The sequence below is a fragment of the Schumannella sp. GW821-FHT10F01 genome, from assembly GCF_058809295.1.
This window is the reverse complement of the sequence record NZ_JBXASM010000008.1, coordinates 1-13,660: the sequence shown is the minus strand read 5'-3', so window position 1 is coordinate 13,660 and position 13,660 is coordinate 1. Positions and strand designations below refer to the sequence as shown.

Annotated in this window: 15 protein-coding genes; 11 read left to right on the top strand and 4 right to left on the bottom strand. The window is 72.0% G+C overall.

Going from position 1 to position 13,660, the window contains the following annotated elements:
• Window positions 1–9: 9 nt before the first annotated feature.
• Together AC1RSJ_RS10390 and AC1RSJ_RS10385 are read left to right on the top strand one after the other, a co-directional pair.
• Window positions 10–1,305, top strand: coding sequence for a citrate synthase (locus AC1RSJ_RS10390; protein WP_493118306.1), 1,296 nt, complete (start codon window positions 10–12; stop codon window positions 1,303–1,305).
• Window positions 1,306–1,429: 124 nt separating this feature from the next.
• The gene (locus AC1RSJ_RS10385; RefSeq protein WP_493118305.1) at window positions 1,430–1,876 is read left to right on the top strand and encodes a hypothetical protein; all 447 of its coding nucleotides are present in this window, start codon (window positions 1,430–1,432) and stop codon (window positions 1,874–1,876) included.
• 47 nt (window positions 1,877–1,923) lie between these two features.
• Here AC1RSJ_RS10385 and AC1RSJ_RS10380 read toward each other — a convergent pair whose 3' ends face one another.
• Together AC1RSJ_RS10380 and dapD are read right to left on the bottom strand one after the other, a co-directional pair.
• The gene (locus AC1RSJ_RS10380; RefSeq protein WP_493118304.1) at window positions 1,924–2,502 is read right to left on the bottom strand and encodes a DUF402 domain-containing protein; all 579 of its coding nucleotides are present in this window, start codon (window positions 2,500–2,502) and stop codon (window positions 1,924–1,926) included.
• A 5-nt stretch (window positions 2,503–2,507) separates the two neighbouring features.
• On the bottom strand, window positions 2,508–3,437 hold the full coding sequence (dapD, locus tag AC1RSJ_RS10375) for a 2,3,4,5-tetrahydropyridine-2,6-dicarboxylate N-succinyltransferase (protein ID WP_493118302.1): 930 nt from the start codon (window positions 3,435–3,437) through the stop codon (window positions 2,508–2,510).
• 101 nt (window positions 3,438–3,538) lie between these two features.
• Between dapD and dapE the strand changes: the two genes are divergently transcribed.
• From dapE to AC1RSJ_RS10360, 3 genes are all read left to right on the top strand, one after another.
• Window positions 3,539–4,618: a succinyl-diaminopimelate desuccinylase gene (gene dapE / locus AC1RSJ_RS10370; protein WP_493118301.1), complete on the top strand. Its 1,080-nt coding sequence runs from the start codon at window positions 3,539–3,541 to the stop codon at window positions 4,616–4,618.
• On the top strand, window positions 4,615–5,826 hold the full coding sequence (locus AC1RSJ_RS10365; protein WP_493118300.1) for a hypothetical protein: 1,212 nt from the start codon (window positions 4,615–4,617) through the stop codon (window positions 5,824–5,826). The genes dapE and AC1RSJ_RS10365 overlap by 4 nt, the downstream gene beginning before the upstream one ends.
• Before the next feature lie 111 nt (window positions 5,827–5,937).
• Window positions 5,938–6,108, top strand: a complete 171-nt coding sequence (locus AC1RSJ_RS10360; RefSeq protein WP_082474055.1) for a DUF3117 domain-containing protein — start codon at window positions 5,938–5,940, stop codon at window positions 6,106–6,108.
• 87 nt (window positions 6,109–6,195) lie between these two features.
• On the opposite strand, the gene AC1RSJ_RS10355 is transcribed toward AC1RSJ_RS10360, so the two are convergent.
• A complete protein-coding gene (locus AC1RSJ_RS10355; protein ID WP_493118299.1) occupies window positions 6,196–6,828 on the bottom strand; it encodes an O-methyltransferase in 633 nt (210 codons plus the stop codon).
• 48 nt (window positions 6,829–6,876) lie between these two features.
• On the opposite strand from AC1RSJ_RS10355, the gene AC1RSJ_RS10350 reads away from it, so the two are divergent.
• Window positions 6,877–7,326 (top strand): twin-arginine translocase TatA/TatE family subunit, encoded by a 450-nt coding sequence (locus tag AC1RSJ_RS10350; protein ID WP_493118298.1) that lies wholly within the window; start codon window positions 6,877–6,879, stop codon window positions 7,324–7,326.
• 119 nt (window positions 7,327–7,445) lie between these two features.
• Here the strand turns inward: AC1RSJ_RS10350 and AC1RSJ_RS10345 are convergent, their stop codons facing one another.
• Window positions 7,446–8,453 (bottom strand): N-acetylglucosamine kinase, encoded by a 1,008-nt coding sequence (locus AC1RSJ_RS10345; protein ID WP_493118296.1) that lies wholly within the window; start codon window positions 8,451–8,453, stop codon window positions 7,446–7,448.
• A gap of 158 nt (window positions 8,454–8,611) precedes the next feature.
• Here AC1RSJ_RS10345 and AC1RSJ_RS10340 point away from each other — a divergent pair, with 158 nt between their 5' ends.
• The 5 genes from AC1RSJ_RS10340 (at window position 8,612) to AC1RSJ_RS10320 (ending at window position 13,609) form a co-directional block, all read left to right on the top strand.
• Window positions 8,612–9,460, top strand: a complete 849-nt coding sequence (locus AC1RSJ_RS10340; RefSeq protein WP_493118295.1) for a MurR/RpiR family transcriptional regulator — start codon at window positions 8,612–8,614, stop codon at window positions 9,458–9,460.
• Window positions 9,457–10,212, top strand: a complete 756-nt coding sequence (locus AC1RSJ_RS10335) for a sugar isomerase domain-containing protein (protein WP_493118294.1) — start codon at window positions 9,457–9,459, stop codon at window positions 10,210–10,212. Before AC1RSJ_RS10340 ends, AC1RSJ_RS10335 begins: the two co-directional genes overlap by 4 nt.
• A 78-nt stretch (window positions 10,213–10,290) precedes the next feature.
• A complete protein-coding gene (gene ngcE / locus AC1RSJ_RS10330; RefSeq protein ID WP_493118293.1) occupies window positions 10,291–11,694 on the top strand; it encodes an N-acetylglucosamine/diacetylchitobiose ABC transporter substrate-binding protein in 1,404 nt (467 codons plus the stop codon).
• Entirely contained in the window at window positions 11,691–12,713 is a 1,023-nt protein-coding gene (locus tag AC1RSJ_RS10325) for a carbohydrate ABC transporter permease (RefSeq protein ID WP_493118292.1), read from the top strand. The genes ngcE and AC1RSJ_RS10325 overlap by 4 nt, the downstream gene beginning before the upstream one ends.
• Window positions 12,710–13,609 carry a carbohydrate ABC transporter permease gene (locus AC1RSJ_RS10320; RefSeq protein WP_493118291.1) on the top strand — a complete coding sequence of 300 codons (900 nt, stop codon included), beginning with the start codon at window positions 12,710–12,712 and terminating at the stop codon, window positions 13,607–13,609. The genes AC1RSJ_RS10325 and AC1RSJ_RS10320 overlap by 4 nt, the downstream gene beginning before the upstream one ends.
• Window positions 13,610–13,660 lie beyond the last annotated feature (51 nt).

Sequence of the window (13,660 nt, the reverse complement as noted above, 5' to 3'; positions counted from 1 at the left end):
CTGTCAGACGTGACCGACGCCGACGACGCCCAGAAGGTCTCGCTCCAGTACCCGGGCGGCACCGCAGAGTTCCCGATCCTGAAGTCCGTCGACGGACGCAGCAGCATCGACGTGTCGACGCTCTCCCGGCAGACGGGGCTGACGGCGCTCGACTACGGGTTCGTGAACACCGCGTCGACGAAGAGCGAGATCACCTACATCGACGGCGACCAGGGCATCCTGCGCTACCGCGGGTACGCGATCGAGGACCTGGCCCGCAACTCCACGTACCTCGAGGTCGCCTGGCTGCTCATCTACGGCGAGCTGCCGACGGCCGACCAGCTCGGCGAGTTCGACGAGAAGGTGCGCCGGCACACGCTGCTGCACGAGGACCTCAAGCGGTTCTTCTCGGCGCTGCCGCACACCGCCCACCCGATGTCGGTCCTCTCGAGCGCGGTCGCGGCCCTGTCGACGTACTACGAGGACTCGCTCGACCCGCACGATCCCGAGATGGTCGAGATCAACACGGTCCGCCTGCTCGCGAAGCTGCCGGTGATCGCCGCCTACGCGCACAAGAAGGCGCTCGGCCAGGCGTTCCTCTACCCGGACAACTCGCTGAGCTTCGTCGAGAACTTCCTCAAGCTGAACTTCGGCACGCTCGCCGAGCCGTACGAGATCAACCCGGTGCTCACACGGGCGCTCGACCGGCTGCTCATCCTCCACGAGGACCACGAGCAGAACGCGTCCACGTCGACCGTGCGGCTCGTCGGCTCGACGGAGGCGAACCTGTTCGCCTCGATCTCCGCCGGCATCCAGGCGCTCTCCGGCCCGCTCCACGGCGGTGCGAACGAGGCCGTGCTGAAGATGCTCGGCGAGATCCGCGACTCCGGCGAGAGCGTGCAGCGCTTCATCGAGCGGGTGAAGAACAAGGAGCAGGGCGTCAAGCTCATGGGCTTCGGGCACCGCGTCTACAAGAACTTCGACCCGCGCGCCCGCCTCGTGAAGGAGAGCGCCGACGAGGTGCTCGCCGACCTCGGCGTGCAGGACCCGCTGCTCGACATCGCGAAGGAGCTGGAGGAGGCGGCGCTCGCCGACGACTACTTCATCTCGCGCAAGCTCTACCCGAACGTCGACTTCTACACCGGCGTGATCTACAAGGCCATGGGCTTCCCGACCCGGATGTTCACCGTGCTGTTCGCGATCGGCCGGCTGCCCGGCTGGATCGCGCAGTGGCGCGAGTCGATCGAGGACCCGGCCACGAAGATCGGCCGTCCGCAGCAGCTGTACATCGGACCGTCCGAGCGGTCCTGGCCCACGGACCGGTGACGTCACGCCCCGGAAGCGACGCCTGAGGGGGCTCCTGCACCGCACGCCGCGCGCCGACGTCGGCCAGTACGAGCCGCCCGTCGACCCGGATCCGCTGCCGCCCGCCGAGCTGGCCGAGGAGGGCATGCTCGTCGCGCTCTCGGCCGTGCGGATGTCGGTGAAGAACCGCATCATCGTCTCGACCCTGCGCGATCGCGACGAGTGGCTGCCGCAGCTGCACGAGGCCGCGGCCGCGGAGGACCTGCTCGACCTCGCGCGCGAGAAGGACGCCGAGCTGCGCAACCTCGGCGGCGAGCCGGACTCCCGCGAGCAGCGGCGCGCGGAGGTGGCCCGCGAGCTGCGCCTCCTGCTGCGCGCGGCGGCCGGCGACGGCGACCTGCTGACCCGGATCGTCGCGGAGGCCCGCGACGCCGCCTGGGAGGAGATCGGCGCGTCCATCGCCCAGCGGCTCGTGGCCCGGCCGGAGAACACCGAGTCGGCCGCGTACCGGAAGGGGCGCGACACCCGCCTGCGCGAGCTCGTCACGATCGACCTCGAGGGCCTGCGCCGGGCGATGGAGCCGGAGTACTAGGAGGCCGCCGAGCGAGGCGGGCCGGCGAGGCGGGCTCGCAAGACGGGCTAGCCGCGCGGCTCGCCGGCGACGGACTCGAGCACGGCCATCCAGTGCCGGCGGGTCGCCTCGTCGAACGGCGGCGCCTGGGCGGCGACGAGCTCCACGAGCGCCGCGGCCGTCCGGGGGAGCGACACCAGGAGGTCCGCCGGGTAGTCCCACGCCGCCGCATGCTCGGCGAACTCGTCCTCGTCGTCGATCCAGGTGCCGGCGTCGTCCCGCACGACGTCGAGGTCCATGTCGATGCCGGTGAGCAGCCCGGGCGCCGCCCAGCGGAGGTCCGCACCGAGGTCGATGTAGACGCGCGTGCCCTCCGGGTGCTCGGCGGGGTAGAGCGTCGCGTTCCAGTCGCCGGAGGCCGGCACCAGGGACACGTTCGCCGTGTCGGTCAGCAGCTCCACCGCGCCGCGCGAGGCGCTCACGGCCGGCCGCGAGCTGCGGGCGCCGCGCGGCTGCCCGATCCAGTCGCCGTGCCGGTCGGAGCCCAGCCAGACGCTCTCGTGCCGCCAGTGCGGCTGCCCCGGCCATTTGCGCCACTGCACGACGACCCGGTCGCCCGGAACGAGCCGATCGTCGCGCTGGTCCACGCGGCTCAGGCGTGCAGGTCGGCGTTGAGCACGACGCCCTGGCCGGAGCGGGGCGAGGCCTCGACGGCGCCGGTCTGCGAGTTGCGGCGGAACAGCAGGTTCGGCACGCCGCTGAGCTCGACGGCCTTGACGGTGCGGGCGCCGGACGGGTCGAGCAGCCGCACCTTCGTGCCCGCGGTGACGTAGAGGCCGGCCTCGACGACCGTGTCGTCGCCGATCGAGATGCCGACGCCGCTGTTGGCGCCGAGCAGCGCCCGCTCGCCGATGACGACGCGCTCGCGTCCGCCGCCGGAGAGCGTGCCCATGATGGAGGCGCCGCCGCCGACATCCGAGCCGTCGCCGACGACGACGCCCTGCGAGATGCGGCCCTCGACCATCGACGAGCCGAGCGTGCCGGCGTTGAAGTTCACGAAGCCCGCGTGCATGACGGTCGTGCCCGGCGCGAGGTGCGCGCCGAGGCGCACTCGGGCGGCGTCCGCGATGCGCACGCGCTCCGGTGTGACGTAATCGAGCAGCCGCGGGAACTTGTCGATGCCCGTGACCTGGATGCCGGCGCGGCGGAGAGCGGCGCGGCGGCGGTCGAGCGCGGCGAGCTCCACCGGACCGGCGGTGGTCCAGGCGACGATCGGCAGCAGCGGGATGAGGCCGTCGAGCGAGACCTCGTTCGGGCGCACCTGCAGCGTGCTGAGCAGGTGCAGGCGGAGATAGGCGTCCGGCACGTCGCGCGGGGGCGCATCCGTGTCGATGTCGACACTGACGAACTCGGTGCGCACGCCGCGCACCGGATCGGCCCCGAGGGCGGCCTCGAGCTCCGCCGGCGGCAGCACCGACGCCTCGCGCGGACGGCGCCCGAGCCGCGGCGCCGGGAACCAGGTGTCGAGCACCGTGCCGTCGTCGGTCAGGGTGGCGATCCCGTCGCCCCACGCCTCGCTCATGCGTCCCAGGCTAGCGGCGGGCGGCCGTGGCGTCCGACGATCCGGAGCGGCCGAGGCGCTGTCCCGGCCGCCCTCCGGAGCGGCCTCGATAGACTCGGCGCGTGCCGGCCGCCCCGATCGACCCGTCCGTGTCCGCCGCCGAGCTGACCGCCGCGCTCGTCGACATCGGCAGCGTCTCGGGGGAGGAGACGGCGCTCGCGGACGCCATCGAGGCGCTGCTCGCCCCGCTGCCCCATCTCTCGGTCGAGCGCGACGGCGACGCGATCGTCGCCCGCACGACGCTCGGGCGCGACCGCCGCGTCGTCATCGCCGGCCACATCGACACCGTGCCGGTGAACGGCAACCTCCCGAGCCGGCTCGAGGGCGACGTGCTGTGGGGTCGCGGCACGGTCGACATGAAGGGCGGCTGCGCGATCATGCTGCGGCTCGCGGTCGAGCTCGTCGATCCGCTCGTCGACGTGACCTGGGTCTGGTACGACAACGAGGAGGTCGACTCCGACCGCAACGGGCTCGGCCGCATCGCGCGCAACCGGCCCGAGCTCCTCGCCGCCGACTTCGCGGTGCTCGGCGAGCCCTCCTCCGCCGAGGTCGAGGGCGGCTGCAACGGCACCCTGCGCGCCTACGTCAGCACGCACGGCCGGCGGGCGCACTCCGCCCGCGCCTGGATGGGCGAGAACGCCATCCACGCCGCCGCGCCGGTGCTCGCGCGGCTGGCCGCCTACGAGGCGGAGCAGGTGGAGGTCGACGGGCTGATCTACCGCGAGGGGCTCAACGCCGTCGGCATCGAGGGCGGCGTCGCGGGCAACGTGATCCCCGATCTCTGCCGCGTGCAGGTGAACTACCGGTTCGCACCGAGCCGCAGCGGCGCGGAGGCGGCCGACCGCATCCGCGCGCTCTTCCCCGAGTTCGATGTCGAGGTGGTCGACGTCGCCGAGGGGGCGCGTCCCGGGCTCGACGACCCGCTGGCGCAGGCCTTCGTGGCCTCCGTGGGCGGCGCGGCGCGGCCCAAGTACGGCTGGACCGACGTCGCGCGGTTCTCGGCCCTCGGCATCCCGGCCGTGAACTACGGACCCGGCGACCCGTCGCTCGCCCACGCCGACGACGAGCGCGTGCCGCTCGAGCAGATCGAGCGCTGCGAGCGCGGCCTGCGGGCCTGGCTCAGCGGCGCCAAGGCGGGATGAGCGGCGTCCTTCCCCGGCTCGCCGCGAGCCCGTGGTGGCTCCGCGTCCTGCTGATCTTCGCGGTCTCCCGCGTCGTCACGACCGCGATCCTGCTGGCCTTCGCGGCCGTGCAGGAGGCCAGCTCGTTCACGCCCGCGCATCCCGACTACCTCCAGCTCGTCACGATGTGGGACGGCGTCTGGTACCGGCAGATCGCCGAGTACGGCTACCCGGCCGAGCTGCCCCGCGACGCCTCCGGCATCGTCACCGAGAACGCCTGGGCCTTCCTGCCCGTGTACGCCGTCGTCGTGAAGGCGCTCGCCGTCGTGACGACCCTGCCCTACGCGCTCTGGGCGGCCGTCGTCAGCATCGCCTCCGCCGGCGGCGCCGCCCTCGTGCTGCACCGGCTGCTCGTCGCCCGCATCGGCGACGCCGCCGCCACCTGGTCGGTCGCGCTGTTCTGCTTCGCGCCGCTCTCCGTCATCCTGCAGGTCGGCTACGCGGAGTCGCTGCAGCTCCTGCTGCTCGGCCTCGTGCTGCTGCTCGTGCAGCGGCGGCGCTACCTCGAGGCGATCCCCGTCATCGTCGTCGTCTCCTTCGTCCGGCCGACCGGGCTCGCGCTCGCGCTGTTCCTGCTGCTCCACCTCGTGCAGCGCTGGACGGCGCGCGACGCCGAGCCGGTCTCCACCCGGCAGCTCGGCGGGCTCGTCGCGGCCGGGCTGTCCTCCGCCGTCGCCGGATTCGCCTGGCCCGTGATCGCGTGGGCCGCGACGGGCTCGCCGACCGCCTACACCGACACCGAGCTGGTCTGGCGTGCCGGGTACATCGGCCAGGGCGAGCTCGCGCCGTTCGCGCCGTGGTTCCAGGCGGCCGAGTGGTGGCTCGGCTTCGTGTGGCAGATCCCCGCGGTGCCGGCGCTGCTGCTCGGCTCGGCGTTCGTGCTCCTGCTCATCGCCGGGCTCGGCATCTCGCTGATGCTGCCCTCCGCCCGCCGCCTCGGCCCGGAGCTCCGGCTCTGGACGGCGTCGTGGGCGGTCTACCTGCTCGCGGTGTTCTTCCCGCAGTCGAGCACGTTCCGGCTGCTCATGCCGATGTTCCCGCTGCTCGGCGCCGTGCAGCCGCGCTCGGTGCCGGTGCGCGCTGTCCTGATCGCCGCCGGGATCGCCGGGCAGGTCGGCTGGTGCGCGATCTGCTGGCAGGTCGTGGGGGCGGACTGGTCGCCGCCGTAGCCGCGATCCGCCGCCGTCCCGCCTCCCGACAGGCTGACGATCCGGCGCCGGATTTTCCTCATGTCGGCGCATACGGGATACTGGACCCAGTCCATTGAAAGGGGATGACTCATGGCAGCCATGAAGCCGAGGACCGGTGACGGGCCGATGGAGGCTGTGAAGGAGGGTCGTCTCATCATCGTGCGCGTCCCGCTCGAAGGCGGCGGGCGACTCGTGGTCTCGGTGAACGATGCCGAGGCCAAGGAGCTGCACGATGCACTCGCGGCGGTCGTCTCCGCGTAGACCCTCTGCGACACCAGGCTCCGGCGCCGGATCCCCGCGGGGTCCGGCGCCGACGTCTGTCCGGAGCTCGGTCGCCGGTGCGGCGACTCAGTCGCCGAGCGAGACGAGCTGCAGCAGCCCGTCGCCCGCGATGCTCAGCGCCGCGGCCGTGCCGCGCGACTCGGTCGTCGCGGTGAGCAGCGCGCGGAAGTCGGCGACGCGCTCGTCGCGCTGGGCCGGATCCGCGACGCGACCGCGCCAGAGCGCGTGCGGCACGGCGACGACGCCGCCGCGGCGCACGAGGCGCAGGCCGTGCTCCACGTACGCCAGCACGTTCTCGGCGTCCGCGTCCACGAGCACGAGATCGTAGGCGCGGTCGTTCATGCGGGGGAGCACGTCGAGCGCGCGGCCGCCGATGAGGCGCACACGCGCCGGCGGATGCCCCGCCTCGGAGAAGAACTCGCGGGCCGTCTCGTGGTACTCGGCCTCGGTGTCGATCGAGGTGAGCATGGCCGCCGGGGCGCCCTCGAGCATCCACAGCCCGCTCACGCCGAGGCCGGTGCCGATCTCGACGATGTTGAGCGCGCCGGTCGCCGCGGCGAGCACGGACAGCTGCGCGCCGACGGCGGGGGAGACGGCCTCGACGCCCTGCTCGACGGAGTGCTGACGTGCGCGCGCCGCCGTCTCGGGCTCCGGCACGAACTCCTCCGCGAACTTCCAGCTGAGGTCACGATCGGTCATCGGGTCAGACTACGGGCGGAATCCCGGTTTCCCACGTATCCTGACCGGGTGTTCAACGGGCTGACCATCGACAAGGTGCTGATCGTGCTCGTGATCGCCCTGTTCGTCCTCGGCCCGGAGCGGCTGCCGCACTACGCCGCCAAGCTCGGCCAGCTCGCGCGCTCCATCCGCGACATGGCGAACGGCGCCCGCGAGCGGATGCGCGACGAGATGGGACCGGAGTTCGACGAGGTCGACTGGGCCAAGCTCGACCCGCGGCAGTACGACCCGCGGCGCATCATCCGCGAGGCGCTGCTGGAGTCGCCGGAGGGCGGCTCCACCTCGGATGCCGCGGATGCGGATGCCGCCGCGGCCACCGCCTCGACGGCGACCGCCACGGCCACTGCCACCGCGACCGAGCCGGAGCCCTCGCGCGCCTACATCGAGTCCGCGTACGAGCAGCGGATGCGCAAGCAGGGCAAGCCGCGCGCGGCCCCCTTCGACGCCGAGGCCACCTGACCCGAGCCCCGGGGAGCGACGCTCCCGGAGCCCCACCGCCGTCACCCCATCGATTCGTGCCATCGGGGCGGTCTGAGCGCGCGAGAGCGCCCCGATGGCACGAATCGATGCGTGTGGGCTCAGCCGCGGAGGTCGGCGAGGGACGAGCGGATGCGGGCGTGCACGTCCGCATCGACCCTCACGCCCGCCCGCGCCAGCGCGAGCACCGCGGCCCCGACGACGCCGTCCGGCACGACGACCGTGTCCGTCCCGGCGCCCGCGGCGTCCAGCGCGCGGCGCACGCCGTCCGCCAGCACGGGCTGCGAGGCCAGCACCCCGCCGCCGAGCACGACGGGGCATGGCTCCGCCGGCAGCACGGTGCTCAGGGTCTGCGCGACGGCGGCCACGGCCTCCTCGACGATCGCGCCGGCGACCGGGTCGCCGGCGGCGGCCGCCGGGAACACCAGCGGTGAGAGCCGTGAGAGCTCGACCGGCCGGCCCCCGTACGCCGCGTGCAGCAGCGCGGCCAGGGCTCCGCTGCGCATCGACGGGTCCGGCGCCGTCGACGCCGCGATGCCGAGCTCGTCGAGCACGGCCGGGGTGAGCGCGGTCCGCGGTCCGCGTCCGTCGAGGTCCGCCGCGGCGGCACGGAGGGCGGCGGCGCCGATCGCGAAGCCCGAGCCCGCGTCGCCGACGAGCCAGCCCAGCCCGTCGGCGACGGCTTCGATCCGGCGGTCGCGCACGCGGGCCGCGATCGCGCCCGTGCCGACGATGAGCGCGCAGCCGAGCGGCGCGAGCGAGCCGGAGAGGTAGAGCGCCGTGAGGTCCGCCTCGATCTCCGCGGGGAGCGGCAGGCCTGCCTCCGCGAGCGCGCCCGCCAGCCACGTGGAGTCGCGCAGTCCCGCCCCGGCCATGGCCGAGACGAGCCCGCCCGCCTCGCCGGGGCCGAGGCCCGCGGCGTCGAGCGCGGCCCGCGCCGCGTCGGCGATCGAGGCCGCCGCGGCCTCCGCTCCCGCCGACGTCGGATTGCCGCTGCCGGCCCGTCCGTAGCCCAGGACGGAGCCGTCCGCGGCCACCACGACGGCACGCGTGGACGACCCGCCGGCGTCCACGCCGAGCACCGCATGTTTCCATTCGGTAAAAACCACTGGACTCCCGTCGACTCCGGGGTGAAAATGCCTTTCATCCCCGTTCCCCCGACATGCAAGGGATTTTCGCCTTGGCCGCACGCATCGAGTCCGCGACTCGGGCTCCCGTGCGCGCCGTGGAGCGGATCCGGGCCAATCTGCCACAGATGCCGGCGGCGATGGGGAAGATCGGCGAGCTCGTGCTGGCCGACCCGACCGCGCCGATCGAGCTGTCGATCACCGAGCTCGCCGAGCGCGCGGGTGCGTCCGCCGCGACCGTGACCCGCTTCTGCCGGCTGCTCGGGTACGCCGGCTACCTGCAGTTCCGCGTCGCGCTGGCGGGGGAGCTCGGCTCGGGCGACGTCGACTCCGACTCGGCCTGGCAGACCGACATCGCCCGCGAGTTCGGGCCCGACGACACCGCGTCGCAGATGCTCGCCAGCCTGCTCTCCATGCACGCGCAGGCGGTGCAGGAGACGGCGACGCTGCTCGACCTCGACACGCTCGAGGAGGTGGCCGCGACGATCTGGAGCGCGCGTCACGTCGACATCTACGGCGTCGGCGGCAGCGCGGCGCTCGCGGCCGAGCTGCAGAACCGGCTGTACCGCATCGGCATCTCGTGCCACACCTGGAGCGAGCCGCACGGCGGCCTCGTCTCCGCGGTCATGCAGGACGTGAACTGCGTCGCGATCGCCATCTCGGTCAGCGGGCGCACCGTCGAGGTCGTCGACATGCTCGCCCAGGCCCGCGCGAGCGGCGCCACCACGGTCGCCATCACGTCCGCGCGCGACTCCGCGCTCTCGCGGGCCGCGGAGGTGTCGGTCATCACCGCACCACCGAACCAGTACCTGCAGCCGGGCGACCTGTCGACGCGGCCGTCTCAGCTGCTCGTGCTCGACCTGCTCTACCTGCTCGTGGCGCGCCAGGACTTCCCGGTCACCGCCTCGCGACTCGTCTCGTCGCGGATGGCCGTCTCCGGCCACCGCCGCAGCACGCTCGACCGCGCACTCGGAGGCACGCCAGCATGACCGACACCCCGCACGCCCTGCTCGCGCAGGTCGCACCCCGCCTGCAGCGCCTCGCCGACGAGGCGGCCGCCGGCGCGCTCGATCCCGCGATCGATCTGCTCGTCGGCGCGCTGGACGCCGGCGGCGTCATCCGCGCGTTCGGCACCGGCCACTCGCAGGCGTTCGTGATGGAGCTGGCCGGTCGCGCCGGCGGGCTCATCCCCGCGGCGGGGATCGCCCTCCGCGACGTCGTGCTCTACGGCGGCCGCGACGCGGCCGAGCTCTCCGGCTCCGCGCTCGAGCGCGACCCGGCCGTGGCCGAGGAGCTGCTCGCCGTGTCGACCGTGAAGCCGGCCGACGTGATCGTCATCGCGTCGAACTCCGGCGTCAACAACTCGATCGTGGGCTTCGCGCTCGCGGCGCAGGAGCGCGGCCACCGCATCATCGCCGTGACCAGCCTCGAGCACACGAACGCCGTCGAGCCGAAGCACACGAGCGGCAAGCGGCTCAGCGAGATCGCGGACGTCGTGATCGACAACCTCGCCCCCTACGGCGACACGACCCTGGAGATCGGCGACGGCATCGGGATGGGGGCGGTCTCGTCGCTGACGGCCGCGTTCATCGCGCAGCTGCTCACCGTCGGCGTCGCGGAGCGGATCGCCGCCCGCGGCGAGACGCCGCCCGTCTACATCTCCGCCAACATCCCCGAGGGCGATGCGCACAACACCGCGCTCGAGGAGCTGTACGCGGACCGGCTCGGCCGGTCCGCCTGACCCGGGCACCACCCGAACCGCACCACCAAGAGCACCACCACCACACTGCGAACCGAAGAAACTGATGGGACGAATGCAATGACTCTCGACAGCACCACGATGGGCCGCCGCAACTTCCTGCGCGCGGCATTCGCCGGAGCCGTGGCCATTCCGATCGGAGTGACCCTGGCCTCCTGCTCGACCGGCGGAGGAGGCGGCGGGGCGACGGCGCCCAAGACCGCGAAGAACCCGTTCGGCATGGCCGACAACACCACGGTCGACGCCGTGATCTTCAAGGGCGGCTACGGCACCGACTACGTCGACTTCGCCGGCGACATCCTGGCCAAGGAGCACTCCGGCTCCAAGGTGAAGGTCACCGCCTCCACCACGATCGCGAGCTCGCTGCAGCCGCGCTTCGTCGGCGGCAACCCGCCGGACCTCATCGACAACTCCGGCGCCCAGGCGATCGGCTTCAACTCGATCCTCGACCAGCTCGAGGACCTGCAGGACGTGCTCGACGCGAAGAACCTCGAGGGCACCAAGATCAGCGACACGCTGTTCCCGGGCGTGCTCACGCCGGGCGAGTTCGACGGCAAGCTCAAGGCGCTCAACTACGTGCTGACGCTGTACGCCGTCTGGTACTCGGCCTCGCTGTTCGAGAAGAACAACTGGACCCCGCCGACCACCTGGGACGAGGCGTACGAGCTCGGCGGCCAGGCGAAGGCCGCCGGCAAGTACCTGTTCGTCTGGGGCAAGGAGGCGGCGACGTACTACCAGACGTTCGTCATCGACTCGGCGATCAAGGAGGGCGGCGACGACGTGCGCCTCGCCCTCGACAACCTCAAGGAGGGCGCCTGGTCGAACGACGCCATCCAGAAGGTGCTCACCACGCTGAAGAAGATCATCGACGCCGGCTACTTCAAGCCGGGCGGCTCGGGCACCCAGTTCACCGCTGCGCAGGCGCAGTGGTCGAACGACCAGTCCGCGCTGCTCTACCCCTCGGGCTCGTGGATCGAGAACGAGATGAAGAGCCAGACGGCGGCGGACTTCAAGATGACGGGCACGCCGGAGTTCACGGTGAGCGGATCGTCGAAGCTGCCGAAGACGGCCCTCCGCTCCACGGCGGGCGAGCCGTTCATCGTGCCGTCGCAGGCGAAGAGCGTCGCGGGCGGCAAGGAGGTGCTCCGCACCATGCTCAGCAAGGAGGCGGCCACCAACTTCGCCAAGACCCGCCTCGCGCCGACCATCGTCAAGGACACCGTGCCCTCGGACGCGTTCGGCTCGACGGCGCTCGCGTCGCAGGTCGACATGCTGAACAAGGCCGGCTCCGACACGTTCACGTTCACGTTCGTCGACAACTACGGCACGAACCAGGACCAGCTCGTGCTGTGGAACACGTTCCTCGACGGCAAGTCCAGCGTGAACGAGCTGACCGACGGCCTGCAGGCGATCTCCGACAAGGTCGCCAACGACGACTCGATCAAGAAGATCACGGTCAAGTGAGCGCAGCCGGCAGCGGTCTCGCCGGCGGCCTCGCCGCCGCACCCGGTGGGGGCGTCCAGCGCCCCCGCCGGGGGCGGCGCACCCCCGCGCGCCGCATCAAGAGGTGGACCTTCGACCGGATCAGCCTGTTCGTGGTCTTCCTCGGGCTGCCGCTCGCGATCTTCCTCGTCTTCGTCATCTCGCCGTTCATCCAGGCGGCGTACTACTCCCTGACGAACTTCGGCGGCTTCTCGCCGGTCTACAACTTCATCGGGTTCGCGAACTTCGCGAAGCTGTTCGGCGACGCGTCGGTGCTCAACGCGTTCCTCAACAACGTGATCCTCGCCCTGGTGGTGCCGATCGTCACGATCGTGATCGCCCTCGCGTTCGCGAGCGCGGTCACCGTCGGCGGCCCGAGCATCGGGCCGGTGCGCGGCATCCGAGCCTCGAGCTTCTACCGGGTGGTCTCGTTCTTCCCCTACGTGATCCCCGCCATCGTCATCGGCATCGTCTTCGCCGGCGTGCTCGACCCGTCCCACGGCATCCTCAACGCCGTCCTCACCGCGGTCGGGCTCCCGTTCGAGTCGTTCGCCTGGCTCGGCGAGCCGGCGACCGCGCGGTTCTGGCTGATCTTCGCGATGATCTGGGGCTTCGTCGGCTTCTACATGGTGCTCTTCGTGGCCTCGATCAAGGGCGTGCCGAGCGAGATCTACGAGGCCGCGCGCCTCGACGGCGCGAGCCGCTGGCGGATCACGTTCTCGATCACGATCCCGCACATCCGCGACAGCATCCAGACGGCGTACATCTACCTCGGCATCACCGCCCTCGACGGCTACGTGTACGCCCAGGGCCTGACCCCGGGCGGGCCGATCACCACCCAGGTGGTGCCGCAGAAGATCCTGCAGAACCTGTTCCAGAACAGCCAGGCCGCCTACGCGAGCGCGATCGGCGTGACGCTGGCGCTGGTGACGCTGCTGTTCGCGCTCGTCGTGTTCACCGTCGCGCGGATCGCGCGAGGCCGGGACGAGGTGCGCGGATGAGCGCCGCCACGACCGGCATCGAGACGGCCGCCCCGGCCCGCGCCGCGACCCGCAAGCCCGCGCGGCTGCCGGTCGGCGACCGGATCACCGGCACCGTCTGGCACGTGCTGCTGATCATCTGGTCGGCGATCGTCGTGCTGCCGCTGCTGTGGACGTTCATGACGTCGTTCAAGACGACGCGCGAGATCTTCGCGTCGCCGTTCTCGCTGCCGTCGAGCCTGAACTTCGACAACTACGTGGCGGCGTGGAACTCGGCCGGCATCGGCGCGGCGCTGCTGCAGACGGTGCTCGTCGTCGGCTCGGCGCTCGTGCTCGTCATGCTGCTCGGGGCGATGTGCGCCTACATCCTGGCGCGCTTCGACTTCCCCGGGAACCGGATCATCTACTACCTGATGCTCGCCGGGCTGACGTTCCCGATCTTCCTCGCCGTCGTGCCGCTGTTCTTCACCCTCCGCGGGTTCGGGCTGCTCAACACGACACCCGGCCTCATCCTCACCTACGTCGCGTTCGCGCTGCCGTTCACGGTCTTCTTCCTCTACGCGTTCTTCAAGTCGCTGCCGGAGGAGATCGCGGAGGCCGCGGCCATGGACGGCGCGAGCGAGTGGCGCACCTTCTTCCAGGTGATGCTGCCGATGGCGCGGCCGGGGCTGGCGTCCGTGGCGATCTTCAACTTCCTGGGGCTCTGGAACCAGTTCCTCATCCCGGTCGCGATCAACCCGTCGAACACGCCCGTGCTCTCGCAGGCCATGGCGCAGTTCAACTCGACGGCGGGCTACGAGGTGAACTTCGGCGCGCTGTTCGCGGGCGTCGTCATCACCGTCGCGCCAGTGCTCGTCGTGTACCTGATCTTCCAGCGCCAGCTGCAGGGCTCGGTGTCGCAGGGCACGCTGAAGTAGAACGCGTCAGCGGGTGCGGACGGGGAGCTGCCGGCCGGCGAGTCCCCGTCC

Coding starts and splice junctions, on each gene's coding strand:
- AC1RSJ_RS10385 (WP_493118305.1), top strand. CDS start 1,430: ATGCTCGTCGCGCTCTCGGCCGTGCGGATGTCGGTGAAGAACCGCATC.
- dapD (WP_493118302.1), bottom strand. CDS start 3,437: ATGAGCGAGGCGTGGGGCGACGGGATCGCCACCCTGACCGACGACGGC.
- AC1RSJ_RS10365 (WP_493118300.1), top strand. CDS start 4,615: ATGAGCGGCGTCCTTCCCCGGCTCGCCGCGAGCCCGTGGTGGCTCCGC.
- AC1RSJ_RS10360 (WP_082474055.1), top strand. CDS start 5,938: ATGGCAGCCATGAAGCCGAGGACCGGTGACGGGCCGATGGAGGCTGTG.
- AC1RSJ_RS10355 (WP_493118299.1), bottom strand. CDS start 6,828: ATGACCGATCGTGACCTCAGCTGGAAGTTCGCGGAGGAGTTCGTGCCG.
- AC1RSJ_RS10340 (WP_493118295.1), top strand. CDS start 8,612: ATGGGGAAGATCGGCGAGCTCGTGCTGGCCGACCCGACCGCGCCGATC.
- AC1RSJ_RS10335 (WP_493118294.1), top strand. CDS start 9,457: ATGACCGACACCCCGCACGCCCTGCTCGCGCAGGTCGCACCCCGCCTG.
- ngcE (WP_493118293.1), top strand. CDS start 10,291: ATGACTCTCGACAGCACCACGATGGGCCGCCGCAACTTCCTGCGCGCG.
- AC1RSJ_RS10320 (WP_493118291.1), top strand. CDS start 12,710: ATGAGCGCCGCCACGACCGGCATCGAGACGGCCGCCCCGGCCCGCGCC.